The organism is Mesorhizobium sp. NBSH29 (assembly GCF_015500055.1).
Lineage (GTDB): Bacteria > Pseudomonadota > Alphaproteobacteria > Rhizobiales > Rhizobiaceae > Neomesorhizobium.
Window position 1 is genome coordinate 2386987 of sequence record NZ_CP045492.1, and the last position, 18422, is coordinate 2405408.

The following is an 18422-nucleotide window of genomic DNA, read 5'->3' on the forward strand; positions in this document are numbered from 1 at the left end:
TGGCCGCAAATTGCGACAAAAGGCAATTGAAAGGTCGAGCCCTTGCCGCGAATCGGTGCCTCCGCTAGGTGGTTCTCATGGGAAAAAGCCTTATTCCACCCGGTTCCGACAGCGGCGATCATATTGAACCTGTCGATCTGAAGAAGGCGCTCGAAGAGCGCTACCTTGCTTATGCGCTTTCGACCATCATGCATCGCGCTCTGCCGGACGTCCGCGACGGCCTGAAACCTGTCCACCGCCGCATCATGCATTCCATGCGCCTGTTGCGCCTCAACCCCGATCAGGGCTTTGCCAAATGCGCCCGCATCGTCGGCGAGGTCATGGGCAAGTTCCATCCCCATGGCGACCAGTCGATCTATGATGCGCTGGTCCGACTGGCTCAGGATTTTGCGGTGCGCTATCCGCTGGTCGACGGACAGGGCAATTTCGGCAACATCGATGGCGATAACGCTGCAGCCATGCGTTATACCGAAGCGCGGATGACCGAGGTCGCAACCGAGCTCCTCTTCGGTATCACGGAAGATGCCGTAGACTTCCGTGCCACCTATAACGAGGAAGACGAAGAACCGGTTGTTTTGCCGGGCGCCTTCCCGAACATCCTCGCGAATGGTTCTTCAGGCATTGCGGTGGGCATGGCAACGTCGATCCCGCCTCACAATGCGGCAGAGCTGTGCACCGCAGCCCTTCTGCTGATCAACAACCCGGCAACGCCGATCGACCAGTTGATGAGCACAACGTCTGACGATGGGTTGATCCAGGGGCCGGATTTTCCGACAGGCGGCATCATCGTCGATGACCGAGCATCTGTCATTGAGGCCTATGAGACGGGCCGGGGTGGTTTTCGGGTGCGCGCCCGCTGGCAACAGGAAGATCAGGGCAGGGGCACCTGGACGATTGTCGTCACCGAAATTCCTTACCAAGTCCAGAAAGCGCGGCTGATCGAAAAGATCGCTGAGCTTCTGATCGCCCGTAAATTGCCGCTGCTCGATGATGTGCGTGATGAAAGCGCTGAAGACATCCGTTTGGTGCTGGTACCTAAAAGCCGCGCGGTAGACCCTGCTGTTTTGATGGAGTCGATGTTTAAGCTCACCGAGCTCGAACTGCGCTTCCCGCTCAATATGAATGTCCTCTCACGCGGAAAAGTGCCCAACGTGCTCTCGTTGCGTGACGTGCTCAAAGAATGGCTTGAGCATCGTAAGGAAGTGCTGGTGCGACGGTCTAAACACCGTCTCGCCGAGATTGAGCGTCGGCTGGAAATCCTGGGCGGTTACCTCATCGCTTACCTCAACTTGGATGAGGTGATCCGCATCATCCGCGAGGAGGACGAGCCCAAACAGGTGATGATAGCGCGCTGGGACCTGACCGACACCCAGGCTGAAGCCATCCTCAACATGCGGCTGCGTGCCCTGCGGAAACTCGAAGAGTTCGAGATCCGCAAGGAGTTCGATGGGCTCTCCGCCGAAAAGGGCCAGATCGAAACTTTGCTCGGCTCGACGGCCTTGCAATGGAAAACGATTCGCTGGGAGGTTGAGCAGGTCCGCACGAAATTCGGTGCGCACACACCGCTTGGCAAGCGACGCACTACCTTTGCCAACGCGCCAGTTGTCGATCTTGCCGACATTCATCAGGCAATGATTGAGAAAGAGCCTGTCACTGTCGTTGTCTCGGAAAAAGGCTGGCTTCGCGCCATGAAGGGCCACATGTCAGACTATTCGACATTAACCTTTAAGGAAGGCGATTCACTGAAGCTGGCGTTCCCCGCACAGACCACCGACAAGATCCTGGTCTTCACCACCGGTGGCAAGTTCTACACCATCGGCGCCGACCGGCTGCCGGGCGGCCGAGGTCATGGCGAGCCCATCCGCATCATCGTCGATATGGACAATGATCAGGATATTGTCGCCGCCTTCATTCACGACCCCAAGCGAAAGCTGCTGCTCGCCAGCCATACTGGAAATGGCTTCGTGGTATCGGAGGAGGAAGTCGTCGCCAACACCCGCAAGGGCAAGCAGGTGATGAACGTGAAGACACCGGACGAAGCGATGCGCTGTATTCCAGTCTCCGGTGATCATGTGGCGATCGTCGGCGAAAACCGAAAGATGCTCGTCTTCCCGCTCTTAGAAATCCCTGAAATGGGTCGCGGCAAGGGCGTGCGTCTGCAGAAATACAAGGACGGCGGCATCCTCGACCTCAAAACCTTCGCCATGGAAGGCGGTCTCTCCTGGCAGGATTCCGCAGACCGCATCTTTATCCGCAGTCGCGATGAGCTATCCGAATGGATCGGCGCCCGCGCTTCCGCCGGCCGTATGGTCCCAAAAGGTTTTCCGCGCACTGGGAAATTTGGCGGCTAACGCATAGCGGAAGTTGGTACCCGTCTCTAACGTCAACCCCCGCACACAGTTTTGTGTCTCGCACGCAAGGCTCACTCGCGTCCTCTTGATTGGCGAGCGGGCGTGGCCGTTCTTACCTGAAGTGCATCGGAAGGAACCGCCTTCCGCGCTGCTTGCTAGGTCTTCTTCGGTTTTGCCTCGTGCTGACACCGGACATCGAACTAACCAATGCGACAGCAAAAAATAGCACGAGAGACCGTGGCGCTCCCAACACCGCGTGCCTCTTGAATGGAGTTTAAAAAATGAAAAAGATCCTTATTGCGCTTGCAACCGTTGCTTTGACATCGGGCGTCGCACTCGCCAATGATTTCTCAGGCGATTTGAAGTACGATGCCCCGTCCCAGGCCGCGCCGTTCTTTAACAACCGCTACGGGGATGCCGCTCCTCGTTCGAACGTAGTGAATGAGCCGCGCGCCGGCGTCGATTACAGCTCGACTGCTTCGATCAGAAATCCCGATAGTGAGCAGGTCAAGACAGGCCCGGTAGACAGCTTCGAATACGATCGTCGCCAGTAGAATAGGCGAACCAACCAAAAGCGCGTCTGGTAAGCCAGACGCGCTTTTTTAATATCCGAGACGCAGCTGACGAGTGGGTATTATTCAGGATCTGCCTGAAAACGCTCCCAGCCCTTGGGGCCGAGATGTTCTTGGGGCGCAAAGCGCACCTTGTAGTTCATTTTTCGGGAACCGTTGACCCAATAGCCAAGATACACGTGTGGAAGGCCAGCAGCGCGGGCCCGAAAGATGTGGTCGAGGATCATAAAGGTGCCAAGCGAGCGGTCCTCAAGTTCAGGATTGAAATAGGAATAGACCATCGAGAGCCCGTCTGCCATCTGGTCGGTCAGGGCCACCGCGAGCAGTTCCCCAACCCCTTTTCCGGTTATGAAACTGTCGGGACCCCGCTTACGGTATTCAATGACCTTCGAGTTCACATGGGTGTCTTCAACCATCATCGCATAGTCGAGCACTGTCATCTCGGACATGCCGCCCCTGCGGTGACGTGAATCGAGATAGGTACGAAATAGCGAAAATTGTTCGGTGCTAGGCTCAGCTTGGTGCAAGGCGCCGATCAGGTCACTATTTCGTTTGATCACGCGGCGCATGTTGCGCGTGGGATGAAACTCGTCTGCCAGAATGCGTACCGACACACAGGCTCGGCAATGTTCGCATGCCGGGCGGTAGGCAATGTTTTGAGAGCGCCGAAACCCCCCTTGCGTCAAAAGGTCGTTGAGCTCAGGCGCTCGGTCTCCCACAAGATGGGTGAAAACCTTGCGTTCAAATTGGCCATCAATATACGGGCACGGCGAAGGAGCTGTGAGAAAGAACTGCGGCGACTGGGTCGGATGCTGCGTCATCGAATGTCGAACGGTCCTCCAAGCCACTCTACCTTGGCGCTGGTTACGAAAAATTCAATAGGAAATGGGTGCGCGAGCCGCCCCCATTCAATAATATTAGATTGCGAAATGGATTGCGTCAGGGACTGGAACGGATCACCACGGTGCCCAGGAGCAGGTCATGGACCGTACGCTTGCGGTCAGTGAACAATGCCGCGAGCAGGATCAAAGGCGTAAGCACCGTATTGCCGGCCCAAAACAGGACCGTGTGAACCACTGCAAGCATTCCATCAACAGGTCTCCCGTCCAGCCTTTCAAGCTGAATACCCATCATCTTCATGCCAAGAGTAGCCTGATTCACGCCGCCAAGCGTTTTCCAGACATAAGTTAGCGCCACCAGTGGCCCTAGGATGCCGAAAAGAAGCCAGCCCAGCCCCAATGTCAGAATGCCGAGGAAGAACACCAGAATGGCAACCGGGATCAACAGCAGACCAATGATCAAATAGTCGATCATGAACGCGAAAACGCGATTGGTGAGCACACCGGAATAAAGCCGGGGCTCATCCCAGTGGTTGCTGTGTGTATTCTCAGGGGCTGTTGTGGTGTTCATCTGGTCTCCTGTTCAGAAGCGCGCAATGCGCGGCCTTCCTTCAAGTGGGTAAACGCATGGCAATTTCAACTGTTCACCGACCCTGAGCGTGGGCATGCGCACGCAAGGAGAGGACACGCAATCTAACAATTGCAGCACGAAACCGATAGAACGGACAGAAATCTTGACCGCCCGCGTTCGATTTTGCCGTCGGTGACTTTACGTCTCGCTTCGGAACCGTCGTTGTCGTAAGAGCGGCCATGGAAAACAACCGCTTCGAAACACCTGTCACAGTCAAGGCGCCTGATACCGGCGCAAACCAGCTGCTGCGCACTGCGCGTGAGGCTACGGACTATCTTATGAATTCCTGGCCGGGCAAACGCAGCCCCAAGCACCGTGCAGCGCTGCAAGCCTGCCATGATGCAATGGCGGGTGACAAGCCGGCAATGAACGCAAGGCGCGCCTTCATTGCCGCCGCGCGCGAAGTCAACGTCTTCATCAGCGACAAGGCGCCGGACTGACTATCGCCGCGCTGTCAAAACTACTCTTCGGTCGACGTTTCAGCCTCGGTCGTCTCGTCCTCAGGCTTTAGCCGTTCCTTTGCAGCCGCTTTGGCCGCAAGCTTATCAGCCTTCTTGTTGGCCTTTGCCCGGTCGCGCTCTTTACGTTCATGGTTGTAATTTGGTGGTCGCGCCATTCCGTTTCCTTTTTGCTGAAGGGACTGCCTACGTTTATTGGCCAGCAAAGACAACAACTGAAGGCAGGAATGCTAACGCGAATTGATCAGGAACGCAGCATTTCCGCCACCTGCGGTGCAAAATAGGTGAGAATGCCATCACAGCCTGCGCGCTTGAAGGCCAACAGGCTTTCTAGCATCGCACGGTCGCCGTCGATCCACCCATTGGCGGCAGCGGCCTTGATCATCGCGTACTCACCCGACACCTGATAGGCAAAGGTTGGCATGCTGAATTCGTCCTTCAGCCGACGAATGATATCGAGATACGGCATGCCTGGTTTCACCATCAGCATGTCGGCCCCCTCGGCGAGATCCTGTTCAGCTTCGCGCACCGCTTCATCCGAGTTGGCGTGGTCGATATAGTAGGTTTTTTTGTCGCCCTTCAAAAGACCGCTTGTGCCAATCGCTTCCCGGTACGGGCCGTAGAACGCTGAGGCAAACTTTGTCGCATAAGACATGATCGCCACATCGTGAAAGCCGTTCGCGTCGAGTGCATCACGGATCGCGCCTATGCGCCCGTCCATCATGTCCGAAGGGGCGATAATGTCGGCGCCGGCTGCTGCCTGCAAAACCGCAGCCGCTGCAACCTGTTCCACCGTCTCGTCGTTGACGATGATCCCGTCGCGCAATATGCCGTCATGCCCATGGCTAGTGAATGGATCCAGTGCCGCATCGGTGATTATGCCGATTTCGGGAACAGCATCTTTGATGGCGCGCGTCACGCGATTGATGATATTGTCGGCCGCAAGAATGTGCGAACCAGTCTGGTCGCGAAAATCCACGGGCACATTCGGGAAGGTCGCGATTGCCGGGATTCCGAGCTTCGCGGCGCGTTCGGCCTCCTTCACGGCAAGGTCCGCCGTCATCCGGAAGACGCCTGGCATGGCGTCAATAGATTCTCGTCTGTTCTCCCCTTCGATCACAAAAATGGGCCAGATCAAATCGTCGACCGTGAGGTGATTTTCCTGCACCAGCCGACGTGACCAGTCGGCTTTGCGCATACGCCTCAGCCGTCGACCGCCGGTTATTTCATCGACACTTCGGCTTGCAGCAAACTTGGGCTGGCTGATCTTGTTCATCGCGCTTCTCCGGGTGAGGCATTCTATCATGCTGGCGGATTGGAGACCAACCCCTGCGCGTACGTTGGCATTGACGCAGGCACATTCCGTCCATTAGCACTGCACGAACTTTCGGCAGACAGAGGAATATGCGCGTGGAATTTGGCGGCGGCGCTGACATCAGTTTCGACAAGCGTGGCGCGGCAGGTCTTGTAACACTTACGCGACCGTTAGCCTTGAATGCGCTGACCCACGATATGATCAAGGCGCTGTCGAAGGCCCTTTCGGCCTGGGAGAGGGACGATGCGGTCAAGGCCGTTGTCATCCAGGCGGAGGGAAAAGCATTTTCTGCAGGCGGTGACATTCGTGCCGTCTATGAGAGCCGCAATTCACCAGCATCAGTTGCGTTCTTTGCAGATGAATATCGGCTAAATGCTCAGATCGATCGCTTCAAAAAACCATATGTTGCGCTGATTAACGGCGTAGTCATGGGCGGAGGTGTCGGCGTTTCGCTGCACGGCTCACATCCTGTGATGACAGAAAATGCCGTATTTGCGATGCCTGAAGTGGGTATCGGCTTTTTTCCCGACGTCGGCGCCACGTATCTGTTGCCCGACCTGGGCGAGAGTTTCGGCATTTATCTGGGTCTGACAGGCAATCGCATTCGTTATGGCGATGCGCTTTGGAGCGGTCTGGCGACCTATACGGTCGAGGCTCAATATCTGCCCGGAATTGTCGAGCGGATCGTTGAAACCGGCGAACCAGATCTCGCGCTGCGTCAGGCGTTCCGCCCGGCCAGGCGAGAAACGGATGCCGAAACAGTCCATAAGATTGCGCGCCATTTCTCCAAAACCACACTGTTGGCGATCATCGAGAGCCTGATTGCTGATGCGGATTCCGACGAATTCGCCGCTACCACATTGAAAACGCTGCGTATGCGCTCTCCTACCAGCCTCCATGTTGCCTTCAAGGCGATGGTGCGGGGTTCAACGCGTTCGTTGGAAGAGTGCGTGACGATGGAATTCCGCATCCTGAACCGTATGCTGGCCGGCCACGATTTCTACGAAGGCATCCGCGCAGCGATTATAGCCAAGGATGGCAAGCCTGACTGGAATCCCAAAACCCTTGAAGACATTGGAAATTCCGAGGTGGAGGCGTATTTCGCTCCTCTTGATAGGGAACTGACGCTTTGAAAGGCGAACTCGTCAGTCGGGGAATGCCCGGGCCCTCAACCGCCGAGCTCACTTTCTACTGGTTCCACAGGGCTATCGCCGCTTATTGTCTGATGTTTGGCGTGCTTTACTGGATACGCCTGATCGGGTTCTACGAAGGGCCATCATGGCGCTTTGACCTCATGCCGGCTTACTGGCAGGTCGCAGCAGTGACGCTGGCAGCACTTTTTCCCTTTGCCGCCATAGGTTTATGGATGCTTGCCTCGTGGGGCCCGGTCGTCTGGTTCATCTGTGCTGCCACGGAAGCTGTGATGTATGTCGGCTTTCCCGAACTGTTCGGGGAAAAACTTTTGATCGTCGTCTCGCATCTCTGCGTCGCGCTGGTCTACGCGGCCATCCGTCTGGCGATCTACTTTGAACGCCGCGCCGAAGAACGTCAGGCCGTCTGAAGACGTTTGGTTAACAAACACCCCTCGGGGTACAATTTGTTAAGCCTGTTCCGAAACCTCTCTCTGGTAAGCTCTTGTTAGCCTTGGCTTTTAAGTCGAATTTTAGAAGCATTCGATAGGGTCGCGTTAAGGTGAGAAAAAACAAAACAATCACCGGGCGACAAACGAGAGGCAATGAAATGATCAATTCGCGTCAGGCGGCAACGCCCGCAACAGTGTCCGATGACCGCCGTCAGGCGATCCGTTCGCTCTATATGGAATCCCTTCAGCTGGTGGAGCGTCTGCACCGCCGTCTGCTTGATGTCATCAAGGATGAATTCGACCGCAATGGCCGTAGCGACATCAATGCGATCCAGGCGCTGCTGCTGTTCAACATCGGCAATGCCGAGCTGACTGCGGGTGAACTGCGGTCGCGCGGCTACTATCTGGGATCGAATGTGTCTTATAATCTCAAGAAGTTAGTCGATCTCGGCTTCATCAATCACCAGCGCTCGCGCATCGACCGCCGCTCGGTCCGTGTCAGCCTGACGCCAAAGGGTGTTGAGGTAGCTGAAGTTGTCGCGGGTCTTTACGAACGTCACATTGGTTCGATCGAACAGGTTGGCGGAATCAACCCGGAAGAGTTCCTGCAGATGAACCGCGCCCTGCAGCGGCTGGACCGTTTTTGGAACGATACCATCGCCTATCGCATGTAGTTTGGCGCGACAGCCCCCTAAACGGGGGGGAACTATCCAAAACCGGCGCAAATCATGCGCCGGTTTTGCTGATTCAGGCGACAGACCGCCATATAGCGAAACTGCGCGACAGACGATCACGTTTTCTTTGAGTGACGCGGCGTCACGGTGCCGCCATATTAGGATGCCTTAACGGACAAGAACCAGTCTGACCGGAACCCGGTTATGGTTCGCGAATTGTTAAGGCTGACCCGTTAGCTTTCCGGTGCGTAAACTCTGCCTGCTGGCCACACTTCAGATTGTCTGGGATTATCATGAAAACAACACGCCGCTTTTTGCTCACCGGTGCTGGTGCCGTCGCTGCCACCGCCTTGACAGGCGCCGCAAGCGCGCAGGACGTGATCGGCGACATTTTGAAATCGTCGCGCCGCGGCAATTGGGACGACCAGTTTGACGCCCGTGTTAGCGAGGGCGACAAGGTAGCATCCAATCTTCCTATCTTCAGCCAGCAGACCGTTGGTCACGTTCAGCAGGCGATGGCGCAATATAGCGACATTGTATCGAGGGGTGGCTGGCCCAAGGTCCCGGATACCAAAAAGCTAAGGCTCGGCGTTGTTGATCAAGATGTGGTGCCACTGCGCCAGCGGTTGATTGTTTCGGGCGATATGCCTCAGAATGCGGGAGTTTCACCTTCTTTCGACACCTACGTGGACGCGGCTGTCAAACGCTTCCAGAGCCGCCACGGCCTTCCGTCCGATGGCGTTCTTGGAAAGTATACCTATGCGGCGATGAACGTCTCGGCGCAGGTCCGCCTCGGACAGTTAGAGACCAATCTGGTGCGCCTGCGCTCCATGTCCGGTGATCTTGGCCAGCGTTATGTCATGGTCAATATTCCGGCTGCCCAGATTGAGGCGGTCGAGAACGACCGCGTGGTTCTGCGTCACACTGCAATTGTCGGCAAGATCGACCGCCAGACGCCTATTCTCAATTCCAAAATCAACGAGATCATTGTCAATCCTTACTGGAATGCGCCAGAATCAATTGTCCGTAAGGACATCATTCCGCTGATGCGTAAGGATCCAACTTATCTCGAGCGCAACAGTATCCGCATTCTCGGGCCCAACGGCGAGATCGACCCATCGACCATCGACTGGCAGACCGAAGACGCGGCAAAGTTCCGCCTGCGTCAGGATCCTGGTGCCGGCAATGCCATGGCGTCGGTCAAGATTAACTTCCCAAGCCCGGATGGCGTCTACATGCACGACACGCCGCAGCAGAGCCTGTTCTCCAAGCTTATGCGCTTCGATTCGTCAGGCTGCGTGCGTGTTCAGAACGTGCGCGATCTGGTCACCTGGATTTTGCGGGATACGCCGGGCTGGGATCGCCAGAGTTTTGAACAGGCTATCAAAAGCGGCGAGAGCAAGCCCGTACCTGTCACCAATCCAGTTCCGGTCTACTTCACCTATATCTCCTCCTGGTCGACCGGCGACCGCGTCGTTCACTTCCGCGACGACATCTATGGCCGCGATGGCGTGGACGAACTTCGCATTTCGACCGCCTCCCTCTAAGCCACCGCTGGAACGTTCTTTCAGAAGGCCGTCCTCTGGGGCGGCCTTTTTGCATGCTATCCGCTGGCGCAATCGGACCCAGAAATTTCGCGGGCAAAACGTGGCGGGCAGGGGGCACTTGTGTTAATGGCGCCATATCGTCGTTTTCCACAAAGTCAGGACCCGAAGCCATGGCACTTGCACCGGCCGCCTCGAACTCGTTCGAATCCTTCTTTAACGCGCCGCTATCTGAGGTCGATCCCGACATCTTCGACACTATCGGCAAGGAACTCGGTCGCCAGCGTCATGAAATCGAGCTGATCGCTTCCGAAAACATCGTGTCGCGCGCTGTGCTGGAGGCGCAGGGCTCTGTGCTCACCAACAAATATGCCGAGGGATATCCGGGCAAGCGCTATTATGGCGGCTGTCAGTTTGTCGATATCGCCGAGGAACTGGCGATCGAGCGAGCCAAAAAGCTGTTTTCCTGCAATTTCGCCAATGTGCAGCCCAACTCCGGCAGCCAGATGAACCAGGCGGTGTTTTTGGCGCTGCTGCAGCCGGGCGACACTTTTATGGGACTTGACCTCAATTCAGGCGGGCACCTGACCCATGGCTCGCCCGTCAACATGAGCGGCAAATGGTTTAACGTGGTGTCCTATGGCGTGCGCGAAGATGACCATCTGCTCGACATGGATGCCATCGAAAAGAAGGCGCATGAGGTCAAGCCTAAGCTGATTCTTGCCGGCGGCACCGCCTATTCGCGCGTCTGGGACTGGAAGCGGTTTCGTGAGATCGCCGATGCGGTCGGCGCCTATCTGATGGTCGATATGGCCCACATCGCTGGCCTGGTTGCCGGTGGCGTTCATCCGTCGCCCATCCCACACGCCCACGTGGTCACCACCACAACCCATAAATCGCTGCGTGGCCCGCGCGGCGGCATGATTCTTACCAATGATGAGGCCATCGCCAAGAAGATGAACTCGGCGGTGTTTCCGGGCCTCCAGGGCGGCCCTCTGATGCATGTCATCGCCGCTAAGGCGGTTGCTTTCGGCGAGGCGCTGCGGCCTGAATTCAAAACCTATGCACAGGCCGTGGTCGATAATGCCAAGACGCTCGCGGCCACACTGAAGGAAGCCGGCCTCGACATCGTATCGGGCGGAACAGATAATCACCTGATGCTGGTCGATCTACGTCCCAAAAACGCCACCGGCAAGCGTGCCGAGGCAGCTCTTGGGCGCGCCAACATTACCTGCAACAAGAACGGGATTCCGTTCGATCCCGAAAAGCCTTTCGTCACATCTGGCGTGCGTCTCGGCACACCGGCGGGAACCACACGCGGCTTCGGAACTGCAGAATTCAAGGAAATCGGCAATCTTATCAACGAAGTTTTGGAAGGTCTGAAGGCAGCTAATTCCGACGATGGCAACGCCGCTGTCGAGGCTGCCGTGAAACAGAAGGTGTTGGCGCTGACCGACCGCTTCCCGTTGTATTCTTACCTCGGCTGAAGGTACGCTTTTCAGGCCGGTCCTTTTATAATGCGCGGAAAGGTTTTAAGCCTTTCCGCGCAACCCCTAAATCCTTGAAGGAATGCCATGCGCTGTCCCTACTGCCAGTCGGAAGATACGCAGGTCAAGGATTCGCGTCCTGCCGAAGACGGCACCGCGATTCGCCGCCGGCGCATCTGCCCAGCCTGCGGCGGCCGCTTCACCACCTTTGAGCGCGTGCAATTGCGCGATCTGGTAGTGGTGAAGAAGTCCGGTCGGAAAGTGCCGTTCAGCCGCGACAAGCTTTTGCGCTCGATGGAAATCGCGGTGCGCAAGCGCAATGTTGATCCCGACCGCATCGACCGTGCCGTGACGGGCATCGTGCGCCAGCTGGAAAGCTCCGGCGAGACCGAAGTGCCATCTGGCGAGGTCGGCCGCCTGGTCATGGAAGCACTGAAGGCACTAGACGATGTCGCTTATGTTCGCTTCGCCTCGGTCTACCGGAATTTCCGCGAGGCGAGGGATTTCCACGAGCTTCTCGGCGAACTGGAGGGGGATGAGCTTTTGGGCGAGTTGAAGGGTGATGAGCTTCGCGACGCATTGACGGGCGACGAGGACCCGGAGTGACAGCGGTAAACCGGCTCGAAACCGACCGCCGCTTTATGGCGGCTGCCATCCGCCTGTCCCACAAGCATTCCGGGCGCACCGCTACCAACCCCTCCGTCGGCACCCTGATCGTGCGCGACGATGGCACGGGGCCGATGATTGTCGGCAGCGGCGTCACCGCCATTGGCGGCCGGCCTCATGCCGAGGCCGAAGCGCTGGCCGAGGCAGGCGCACTGGCACGCGGAGCAACCGCCTATGTAACGCTCGAACCGTGTGCGCACCACGGCCGCACGCCCCCCTGTGCCAATGCATTGGCGACTGCGGGCGTTGTCCGCGTAGTGGGCGCGGCGACCGACCCGGACACGCGCGTGTCCGGCAAAGGATACGCCATTCTGCGGCAGGCCGGCATAGAGGTCGTAGAAGGCGTGTTGGCCGAGGAAGCCGCCGACCAGATGGCCGGCTACCTGATTCGATCTCTCAAAAAACGTCCGCAAGTGATTCTCAAGATTGCCCTTTCCAGCGATGGCATGGTTGGCCGTAGCGGTGAGGGGCAGGTGGCGATCTCCGGACCGCTGTCGCGCCGCATGGTCCATCTGATGCGCGCGCAAAGCGACGCGATCCTGGTCGGCATTGGCACAGCACTGGCCGATGATCCGGAACTGACAGTGCGCCTCGATGGCTTGGAAGGGCGTTCGCCTGTCCGAATAGTTCTGGATCGCCAGTTGAGGTTGTCGCCAACGTCAAAACTCGTTCAGACGGCAAGCAGAGTTCCCGTGATGGTCGCTGCAGGAATCGACGCTGATCCTGCCCGCCGGATGGCTCTGGAAGCAGCCAGCGTGAAAATCCTGGCAACCGATAGCCATGAGGGTCGGATCGCCTTGCCGGAGTTCCTGGAAGATCTGGCAGCGATGGGCATCGCTAACCTCATGGTCGAGGGCGGGCCTGAAACAGCGCGTGCCTTTCTGGACGAAAGTCTGGTCGACCGGATCGTGTTGTTCCACGGGGTCGGTGAGATTGGCGCAGGCGGCATTGTGTCGCCGCTCCGCAATACCGATATGCCGAAAGATTTTCGCCGTTTGCGGGTCGCGGGCTATTGCAAAGACCGTTTTGAAGAATGGGTCAGGAAGATTTGATGTTTACCGGCATTGTCACCGATATTGGCACGGTCGCGGAAGTCGTGCCGCTGGATGCCGGAGTCAAACTCCGCATTGAATCGCAGTATGACCCTGCAACGATCGCCATCGGTGCCTCGATCGCCTGCGCCGGCGTCTGCCTGACCGTGACGCAGTTGCCGGAGGCTGGCTCCAATTATCGCTGGTTCGCGGTAGAAGCCTGGGAGGAAGCGCTGCGGCTGACCACGGCATCAAAATGGCAGGCAGGCACAAAAATCAATCTGGAGCGGGCGCTGAAAATTGGCGACGAACTGGGTGGACACATCGTCTCCGGCCATGTCGATGGCATGGCCCAGATCATCGAGCGCAAGGAAGAGGGAGATGCGGTGCGCTTCCGGCTGGAAGCACCACGCAACCTCGCCCGCTTCATCGCACCCAAAGGCTCGGTGGCACTCGATGGGACGTCGCTTACCGTCAATCAGGTCGCGGGCCGGGTGTTTGATGTTTTGCTGATCAAACACTCGCTGTTCGTCACCAGTTGGGGCGAACGACTGGTCGGCGACACCGTCAACATCGAGATCGATACCATGGCTCGCTACGCCGCCCGGTTGGCTGAGGCGGCAGGCGAGGGCCTTTAAGCAGCGCTTGGCTCCACCAGCCACCCGCCCCACGCACACGAGATACCCGCCCCAAACCCGATCTTCCGCTTGCGGTCACTGCCGGTTCGGCCTAAGTCACCGGCGATCCGGAGACTGACATGCCGAAAACCCGCAAACCTCATCTGTTGATAATCGAGGCGCGTTTCTACGACGCTTTGGCTGACGCATTGCTTGACGATGCCAAAGCAACGCTAGACGAAGCGGGCGCCACCTATGACGTAGTGACGGTGCCCGGCGCGCTCGAAATTCCGGCGGTGATTTCGTTTGCCCTCGACGGCGCTGAGGAAACCGGCACCGAATATGACGGCTACGTTGCGCTCGGCTGTGTTATGCGTGGCGAAACCTATCACTTTGATATTGTTGCCAATGAATCTGCGCGCGGTTTGATGGACCTGTCGATCGACGAATCGCTGGCAATCGGCAACGGGATTCTGACTGTCGAGAACGAGGCCCAGGCTTGGGCGCGGGCGAAACGCGGGGAGATCGGTGAGGGCGGCAAGGGCGGATTTGCGGCGCGCGCGGCGCTGACCATGATCGCCATGCGTTCGCGGCTCGGAGCCTGATCGTGGCGCAGGAGCCGATAGCCAAAGTGACACCCGCACCGGTCCGCCAGGCCAACAAGCGTGGGGCGGCGCGCCTTGCAGCCGTGCAGGCGCTTTACCAGATGGATGTGGCCGGCAGCGGGCTTCTGGAAATCGCAGCCGAATATGAGACGTTCCGCCTCGGCAAGGAAGTTGATGGCGCCGTCTACCGTGAGGCCGATGCGCAATGGTTCCGGGCTATTCTGGCGGGCGTCGTCGAAAGCCAGAAGACGATTGATCCAGTTATCCGACAAGCATTGTCCGAGGACTGGCCACTGTCGCGGCTGGACTCTACGTTGCGTGCAATTCTGCGGGCTGGCGTCTACGAATTGATGGAACGCGCGGACGTGCCGGTCGCGGTGATCGTTTCGGAGTATGTCGACATTGCCAAAGCGTTTTATGAAGACGACGAGCCAAAACTGGTCAATGCGGTGCTTGACCGCGTATCGCGACGCGTCCGGGGCGAGGGCCGCGGCAAGGATCCCCAGTGAGCATTAAATCGCCTGCGGAGCGCGAGGCGCGTCGCACGGCAATCTTGCTTGCCGCATCACAATCCATTGTTGGTTCTGCAGCTCCGATCTGCTTCGCTGTCGGTGGGCTTGCCGGCTACTACATGCTCGGCGCCGACAAGGCGCTGGCGACTGCGCCGGTCACGGGTTTCACGGTTGGGCTTGCGCTTGGCGCCATTCCGGCAGCCGCAATCATACGCTTCCTCGGTCAGAGACACGGCTTCATGACGGGCACGGCGATCACCGGCCTGGGTGGGGCTGCCTCAACCTGGGCGCTGCTTCAGGGCAATTTCTGGTTTCTTGTGTTTGCAGTGGCAATCACCGGCTTTGGCGGGGCGTTTGTCCAACAGTTCCGTTTTGCCGCCGCCGACAATGCGCCTCCCGAGTTCAAGGCACGTGCGATCTCGTTCGTGCTCGCCGGCGGCGTTGTCACCGCCATCATCGGGCCTCAGATCGTTATCCACACCAAAGAAATGCTGGCACCGGTAATGTTTGCTGGTTCGTTCCTGTCGATTGTTGGACTGGCGCTAGTCGGCGCTGCGATCCTCTCGTTCTTGCCGCTGCGGCCACTGGGCAACGCGACCGACAACGCTGACACATCCGTACCGCGCTCGCTGGGTGACATCGCCCGCCAGCCGCGTTTTGCGGTTGGGCTTTTATGCGCCGTCTGCTCCTACGCGTTGATGACTTTCCTGATGACAGGCGCGCCGCTGGCGATGGTCGGCTGTGGCTTCACCAGCGATCAGGCGACGCTTGGCATTTCGTGGCATGTGATGGCGATGTTTGCGCCGAGCTTCATTACCGGAAAACTGATCCACCGGTTTGGCGCAGAGCAGATCGTAGCATCGGGGCTCGTCATCCTTCTGGCCTGTGCCGCGATCGCCCTTTCGGGCATCGCGCTGTGGCAGTTCTGGACGGCGCTTATCCTGCTCGGGCTGGGCTGGAATTTCGGCTTTATCGGCGCTACCGCGATGGTGGCCGATACCTACCGCCCGTCGGAAAAGGGCAAGGTCCAAGGGTTTCACGACTTTATCCTGTTCACCAGCGTCGCCATTGCATCGCTGATGTCAGGTGTCGTCTACAACTCTTTTGGCTGGGCAATGCTGAGCTGGATTGCGATCCCGCTGCTCGCGCTGTGCGCTATCGGTCTAGCCACCTTGATGCTGTCGCAGCGTCCGGCGAGGGCGCAAGCCTGAGCCGAAGACACCAAAGTCTGAGCTGAAACCGGCGCCTTTCCCCACACCCGTCTTGACCTTATGGAAGTCGTTTCGCATACCTTGCAAAGGACTGGTGCGGCAAAACCGCGCTTGTTCGCCATGCAGCAGGCCCGGGAGGAGTGTTCGGGCCATCACTCGGGGGAACTATCCACAAATGACCATGCTATTCGTCGTCATTCTGTGCGGCGTGCTTTCCATCATCTATGCCATCTGGGCGACGCAATCTGTTCTCGCGTCAGATCAGGGCAATGCACGCATGCAAGAAATCGCCGGTGCCATCCGTGAGGGCGCACAAGCCTATCTCGCTCGGCAATACACAACCATCGCCATCGTCGGCGTCGTCGTCTTCGCACTGGCCTGGTGGCTGTTGTCCTGGTCGGCCGCGCTTGGCTTCTTGATCGGCGCTGTGCTGTCAGGTGCTGCCGGCTTTATCGGCATGCATGTCTCGGTCCGCGCCAATGTGCGCACCGCGCAGGCCGCCTCTAACAGCCTGGCAGCCGGTCTCGACATCGCCTTCAAGTCGGGCGCCATCACCGGAATGCTGGTCGCTGGTTTGGCCCTGCTGGGCGTGTCCGTCTATTACTGGGTTCTGACGGGCCCGATGGGTCTGGCACCGGATAACCGCACGGTCATCGACGCGCTGGTTTCGCTCGGCTTTGGCGCATCGCTTATTTCGATCTTCGCGCGTCTTGGCGGTGGCATTTTCACCAAGGGTGCGGATGTCGGCGGCGATCTCGTCGGCAAGGTCGAGGCGGGAATCCCCGAAGATGATCCACGCAACCCAGCTACGATTGCAGACAATGTCGGTGACAATGTCGGCGATTGCGCAGGCATGGCGGCCGATCTGTTCGAAACCTATGCTGTAACCGTCGTCGCCACCATGGTGCTCGGCGCGATCTTCTTTGCCGGTTCCGACATTCTGAGTTCGGTGATGCTGTATCCGCTGACGATCTGCGGCGCCTGCATCCTGACATCGATCATCGGCACCTTCTTCGTCAAGCTCGGCTCCAACGGCTCGATCATGGGCGCGCTCTACAAGGGCCTCATCGTCACCGGTCTTCTTTCGGTAGTCGGTCTTGCCGCAGCAACCCACCTGACCATCGGTTGGGGCGAAATCGGCTCGGGTGGCGGCGTCGCCATATCTGGCATGGGCCTGTTTCTGTGCGGCCTAGTTGGGCTGCTGGTGACCGGACTGATCGTCGTGATCACCGAATATTATACCGGCACTGGCAAGCGTCCGGTCAACTCTATCGCTCAGGCGTCGGTTACCGGTCACGGCACCAATGTTATTCAGGGCCTTGCGGTCTCGCTGGAATCAACCGCACTACCAGCCATCGTCATCATTGGTGGCATCATCTCGACCTATCAGCTTGCCGGCCTGTTTGGCACCGCTATCGCGGTCACCACAATGATTGGTCTTGCCGGAATGATTGTCGCGCTCGATGCTTTTGGCCCGGTAACGGATAATGCCGGTGGCATTGCCGAAATGGCGGGTCTGCCCAAGGAAGTGCGTCAGTCCACCGATGCGCTTGATGCGGTGGGCAACACGACCAAGGCCGTCACCAAGGGCTACGCAATAGGTTCGGCAGGTCTTGGTGCTCTTGTTCTCTTCGCAGCCTACGCCAATGATCTGAAATTCTTTGCCGCCAATGGCGACAAATATCCCTACTTCCAAGGCATGGGCGAAGTTTCCTTCGATCTGTCCAACCCCTATGTGGTGGCTGGCCTGATCTTTGGTGGCCTTATTCCATATCTGTTCGGCGGCATTGCAATGACGGCTGTTGGCCGCGCGGCAGGCTCCATCGTGGAAGAAGTACGAAAACAGTTCCGCGAAGATCCGGGCATCATGAAGGGCACGTCCAAGCCCAATTATGCGCGTGCGGTGGATATCCTCACCAAAGCAGCAATCAAGGAAATGATCATTCCGTCGCTGCTCCCGGTTCTGGCGCCGCTGGTCGTCTATTTCGGCGTCTTGCTGATTTCGGGTTCCAAAGCATCCGCCTTCGCAGCACTTGGCGCGTCTCTTCTGGGCGTCATCGTCAACGGCTTGTTCGTTGCCATCTCCATGACCTCCGGTGGCGGTGCATGGGACAACGCCAAGAAATCCTTTGAGGATGGCTTCGTCGATAAGGACGGCGTCAAACACCTCAAGGGCTCAGAGGCACACAAGGCTTCGGTCACCGGTGATACGGTGGGCGACCCTTATAAGGACACCGCTGGTCCAGCGGTGAACCCCGCCATCAAGATCACCAACATCGTGGCCTTGCTGCTGCTCGCGGTGTTGGCTCACGGTAGCTGATCCAAAT

19 protein-coding genes are annotated in these 18422 nt (G+C 58.1%); 15 read left to right on the forward strand and 4 right to left on the reverse strand.

Annotated features, from left to right (window positions below; all coding sequences use genetic code 11):
• Positions 1-77: 77 nt before the first annotated feature.
• Complete coding sequence (gene parC / locus GA830_RS11870; RefSeq protein WP_195162056.1) at positions 78-2351, forward strand: DNA topoisomerase IV subunit A; 2274 nt, start codon at positions 78-80, stop codon at positions 2349-2351.
• A 281-nt stretch (positions 2352-2632) separates the two neighbouring features.
• Positions 2633-2905 carry a hypothetical protein gene (locus GA830_RS11875; protein WP_195162057.1) on the forward strand — a complete coding sequence of 91 codons (273 nt, stop codon included), beginning with the start codon at positions 2633-2635 and terminating at the stop codon, positions 2903-2905.
• An 80-nt stretch (positions 2906-2985) separates the two neighbouring features.
• On the opposite strand, the gene GA830_RS11880 is transcribed toward GA830_RS11875, so the two are convergent.
• Both GA830_RS11880 and GA830_RS11885 read right to left on the reverse strand, forming a co-directional pair.
• The gene (locus tag GA830_RS11880; protein WP_195162058.1) at positions 2986-3744 is read right to left on the reverse strand and encodes an arginyltransferase; all 759 of its coding nucleotides are present in this window, start codon (positions 3742-3744) and stop codon (positions 2986-2988) included.
• A 118-nt stretch (positions 3745-3862) separates the two neighbouring features.
• On the reverse strand, positions 3863-4333 hold the full coding sequence (locus tag GA830_RS11885) for an RDD family protein (protein WP_195162059.1): 471 nt from the start codon (positions 4331-4333) through the stop codon (positions 3863-3865).
• Between the two features lie 239 nt (positions 4334-4572).
• Here GA830_RS11885 and GA830_RS11890 point away from each other — a divergent pair, with 239 nt between their 5' ends.
• Positions 4573-4833, forward strand: coding sequence for a DUF982 domain-containing protein (locus tag GA830_RS11890; protein ID WP_195162060.1), 261 nt, complete (start codon positions 4573-4575; stop codon positions 4831-4833).
• A gap of 20 nt (positions 4834-4853) precedes the next feature.
• Here GA830_RS11890 and GA830_RS11895 read toward each other — a convergent pair whose 3' ends face one another.
• Together GA830_RS11895 and hemB are read right to left on the reverse strand one after the other, a co-directional pair.
• Complete coding sequence (locus GA830_RS11895; RefSeq protein ID WP_195162061.1) at positions 4854-5009, reverse strand: hypothetical protein; 156 nt, start codon at positions 5007-5009, stop codon at positions 4854-4856.
• Positions 5010-5095: 86 nt separating this feature from the next.
• Positions 5096-6127: a porphobilinogen synthase gene (gene hemB, locus GA830_RS11900; protein WP_195162062.1), complete on the reverse strand. Its 1032-nt coding sequence runs from the start codon at positions 6125-6127 to the stop codon at positions 5096-5098.
• A gap of 134 nt (positions 6128-6261) precedes the next feature.
• Here hemB and GA830_RS11905 point away from each other — a divergent pair, with 134 nt between their 5' ends.
• The 12 genes from GA830_RS11905 (at position 6262) to GA830_RS11960 (ending at position 18415) form a co-directional block, all read left to right on the forward strand.
• Positions 6262-7299 (forward strand): enoyl-CoA hydratase/isomerase family protein, encoded by a 1038-nt coding sequence (locus GA830_RS11905; RefSeq protein ID WP_195164925.1) that lies wholly within the window; start codon positions 6262-6264, stop codon positions 7297-7299.
• Positions 7300-7322: 23 nt separating this feature from the next.
• Positions 7323-7727 carry a DUF6163 family protein gene (locus tag GA830_RS11910; protein ID WP_195164926.1) on the forward strand — a complete coding sequence of 135 codons (405 nt, stop codon included), beginning with the start codon at positions 7323-7325 and terminating at the stop codon, positions 7725-7727.
• Between the two features lie 179 nt (positions 7728-7906).
• Complete coding sequence (gene ldtR, locus GA830_RS11915; RefSeq protein WP_195162063.1) at positions 7907-8422, forward strand: transcriptional regulator LdtR; 516 nt, start codon at positions 7907-7909, stop codon at positions 8420-8422.
• Positions 8423-8715: 293 nt separating this feature from the next.
• A complete protein-coding gene (locus GA830_RS11920) occupies positions 8716-9969 on the forward strand; it encodes a L,D-transpeptidase family protein (RefSeq protein WP_195162064.1) in 1254 nt (417 codons plus the stop codon).
• A gap of 170 nt (positions 9970-10139) precedes the next feature.
• Complete coding sequence (gene glyA, locus GA830_RS11925) at positions 10140-11453, forward strand: serine hydroxymethyltransferase (RefSeq protein WP_195162065.1); 1314 nt, start codon at positions 10140-10142, stop codon at positions 11451-11453.
• An 87-nt stretch (positions 11454-11540) separates the two neighbouring features.
• Positions 11541-12059, forward strand: coding sequence for a transcriptional regulator NrdR (nrdR, locus tag GA830_RS11930; RefSeq protein ID WP_195162066.1), 519 nt, complete (start codon positions 11541-11543; stop codon positions 12057-12059).
• Positions 12056-13171: a bifunctional diaminohydroxyphosphoribosylaminopyrimidine deaminase/5-amino-6-(5-phosphoribosylamino)uracil reductase RibD gene (ribD, locus tag GA830_RS11935; RefSeq protein ID WP_258045417.1), complete on the forward strand. Its 1116-nt coding sequence runs from the start codon at positions 12056-12058 to the stop codon at positions 13169-13171. The genes nrdR and ribD overlap by 4 nt, the downstream gene beginning before the upstream one ends.
• Complete coding sequence (locus GA830_RS11940) at positions 13171-13788, forward strand: riboflavin synthase (protein WP_195162067.1); 618 nt, start codon at positions 13171-13173, stop codon at positions 13786-13788. The genes ribD and GA830_RS11940 overlap by 1 nt, the downstream gene beginning before the upstream one ends.
• Positions 13789-13907: 119 nt before the next feature.
• Positions 13908-14372 (forward strand): 6,7-dimethyl-8-ribityllumazine synthase, encoded by a 465-nt coding sequence (ribH, locus tag GA830_RS11945; RefSeq protein WP_195162068.1) that lies wholly within the window; start codon positions 13908-13910, stop codon positions 14370-14372.
• A gap of 2 nt (positions 14373-14374) precedes the next feature.
• Complete coding sequence (gene nusB, locus GA830_RS11950) at positions 14375-14881, forward strand: transcription antitermination factor NusB (protein ID WP_258045418.1); 507 nt, start codon at positions 14375-14377, stop codon at positions 14879-14881.
• A gap of 2 nt (positions 14882-14883) precedes the next feature.
• Positions 14884-16095, forward strand: coding sequence for an MFS transporter (locus GA830_RS11955; RefSeq protein ID WP_374939320.1), 1212 nt, complete (start codon positions 14884-14886; stop codon positions 16093-16095).
• Between the two features lie 175 nt (positions 16096-16270).
• Entirely contained in the window at positions 16271-18415 is a 2145-nt protein-coding gene (locus tag GA830_RS11960) for a sodium-translocating pyrophosphatase (RefSeq protein WP_195162070.1), read from the forward strand.
• Positions 18416-18422 lie beyond the last annotated feature (7 nt).

Coding starts and splice junctions, on each gene's coding strand:
- nrdR (WP_195162066.1), top strand. CDS start 11,541: ATGCGCTGTCCCTACTGCCAGTCGGAAGATACGCAGGTCAAGGATTCG.
- hemB (WP_195162062.1), bottom strand. CDS start 6,127: ATGAACAAGATCAGCCAGCCCAAGTTTGCTGCAAGCCGAAGTGTCGAT.
- GA830_RS11910 (WP_195164926.1), top strand. CDS start 7,323: ATGCCCGGGCCCTCAACCGCCGAGCTCACTTTCTACTGGTTCCACAGG.
- GA830_RS11885 (WP_195162059.1), bottom strand. CDS start 4,333: ATGAACACCACAACAGCCCCTGAGAATACACACAGCAACCACTGGGAT.
- GA830_RS11890 (WP_195162060.1), top strand. CDS start 4,573: ATGGAAAACAACCGCTTCGAAACACCTGTCACAGTCAAGGCGCCTGAT.
- ldtR (WP_195162063.1), top strand. CDS start 7,907: ATGATCAATTCGCGTCAGGCGGCAACGCCCGCAACAGTGTCCGATGAC.
- GA830_RS11880 (WP_195162058.1), bottom strand. CDS start 3,744: ATGACGCAGCATCCGACCCAGTCGCCGCAGTTCTTTCTCACAGCTCCT.
- glyA (WP_195162065.1), top strand. CDS start 10,140: ATGGCACTTGCACCGGCCGCCTCGAACTCGTTCGAATCCTTCTTTAAC.
- GA830_RS11895 (WP_195162061.1), bottom strand. CDS start 5,009: ATGGCGCGACCACCAAATTACAACCATGAACGTAAAGAGCGCGACCGG.
- GA830_RS11920 (WP_195162064.1), top strand. CDS start 8,716: ATGAAAACAACACGCCGCTTTTTGCTCACCGGTGCTGGTGCCGTCGCT.
- GA830_RS11875 (WP_195162057.1), top strand. CDS start 2,633: ATGAAAAAGATCCTTATTGCGCTTGCAACCGTTGCTTTGACATCGGGC.
- GA830_RS11960 (WP_195162070.1), top strand. CDS start 16,271: ATGACCATGCTATTCGTCGTCATTCTGTGCGGCGTGCTTTCCATCATC.
- GA830_RS11940 (WP_195162067.1), top strand. CDS start 13,171: ATGTTTACCGGCATTGTCACCGATATTGGCACGGTCGCGGAAGTCGTG.
- parC (WP_195162056.1), top strand. CDS start 78: ATGGGAAAAAGCCTTATTCCACCCGGTTCCGACAGCGGCGATCATATT.
- ribH (WP_195162068.1), top strand. CDS start 13,908: ATGCCGAAAACCCGCAAACCTCATCTGTTGATAATCGAGGCGCGTTTC.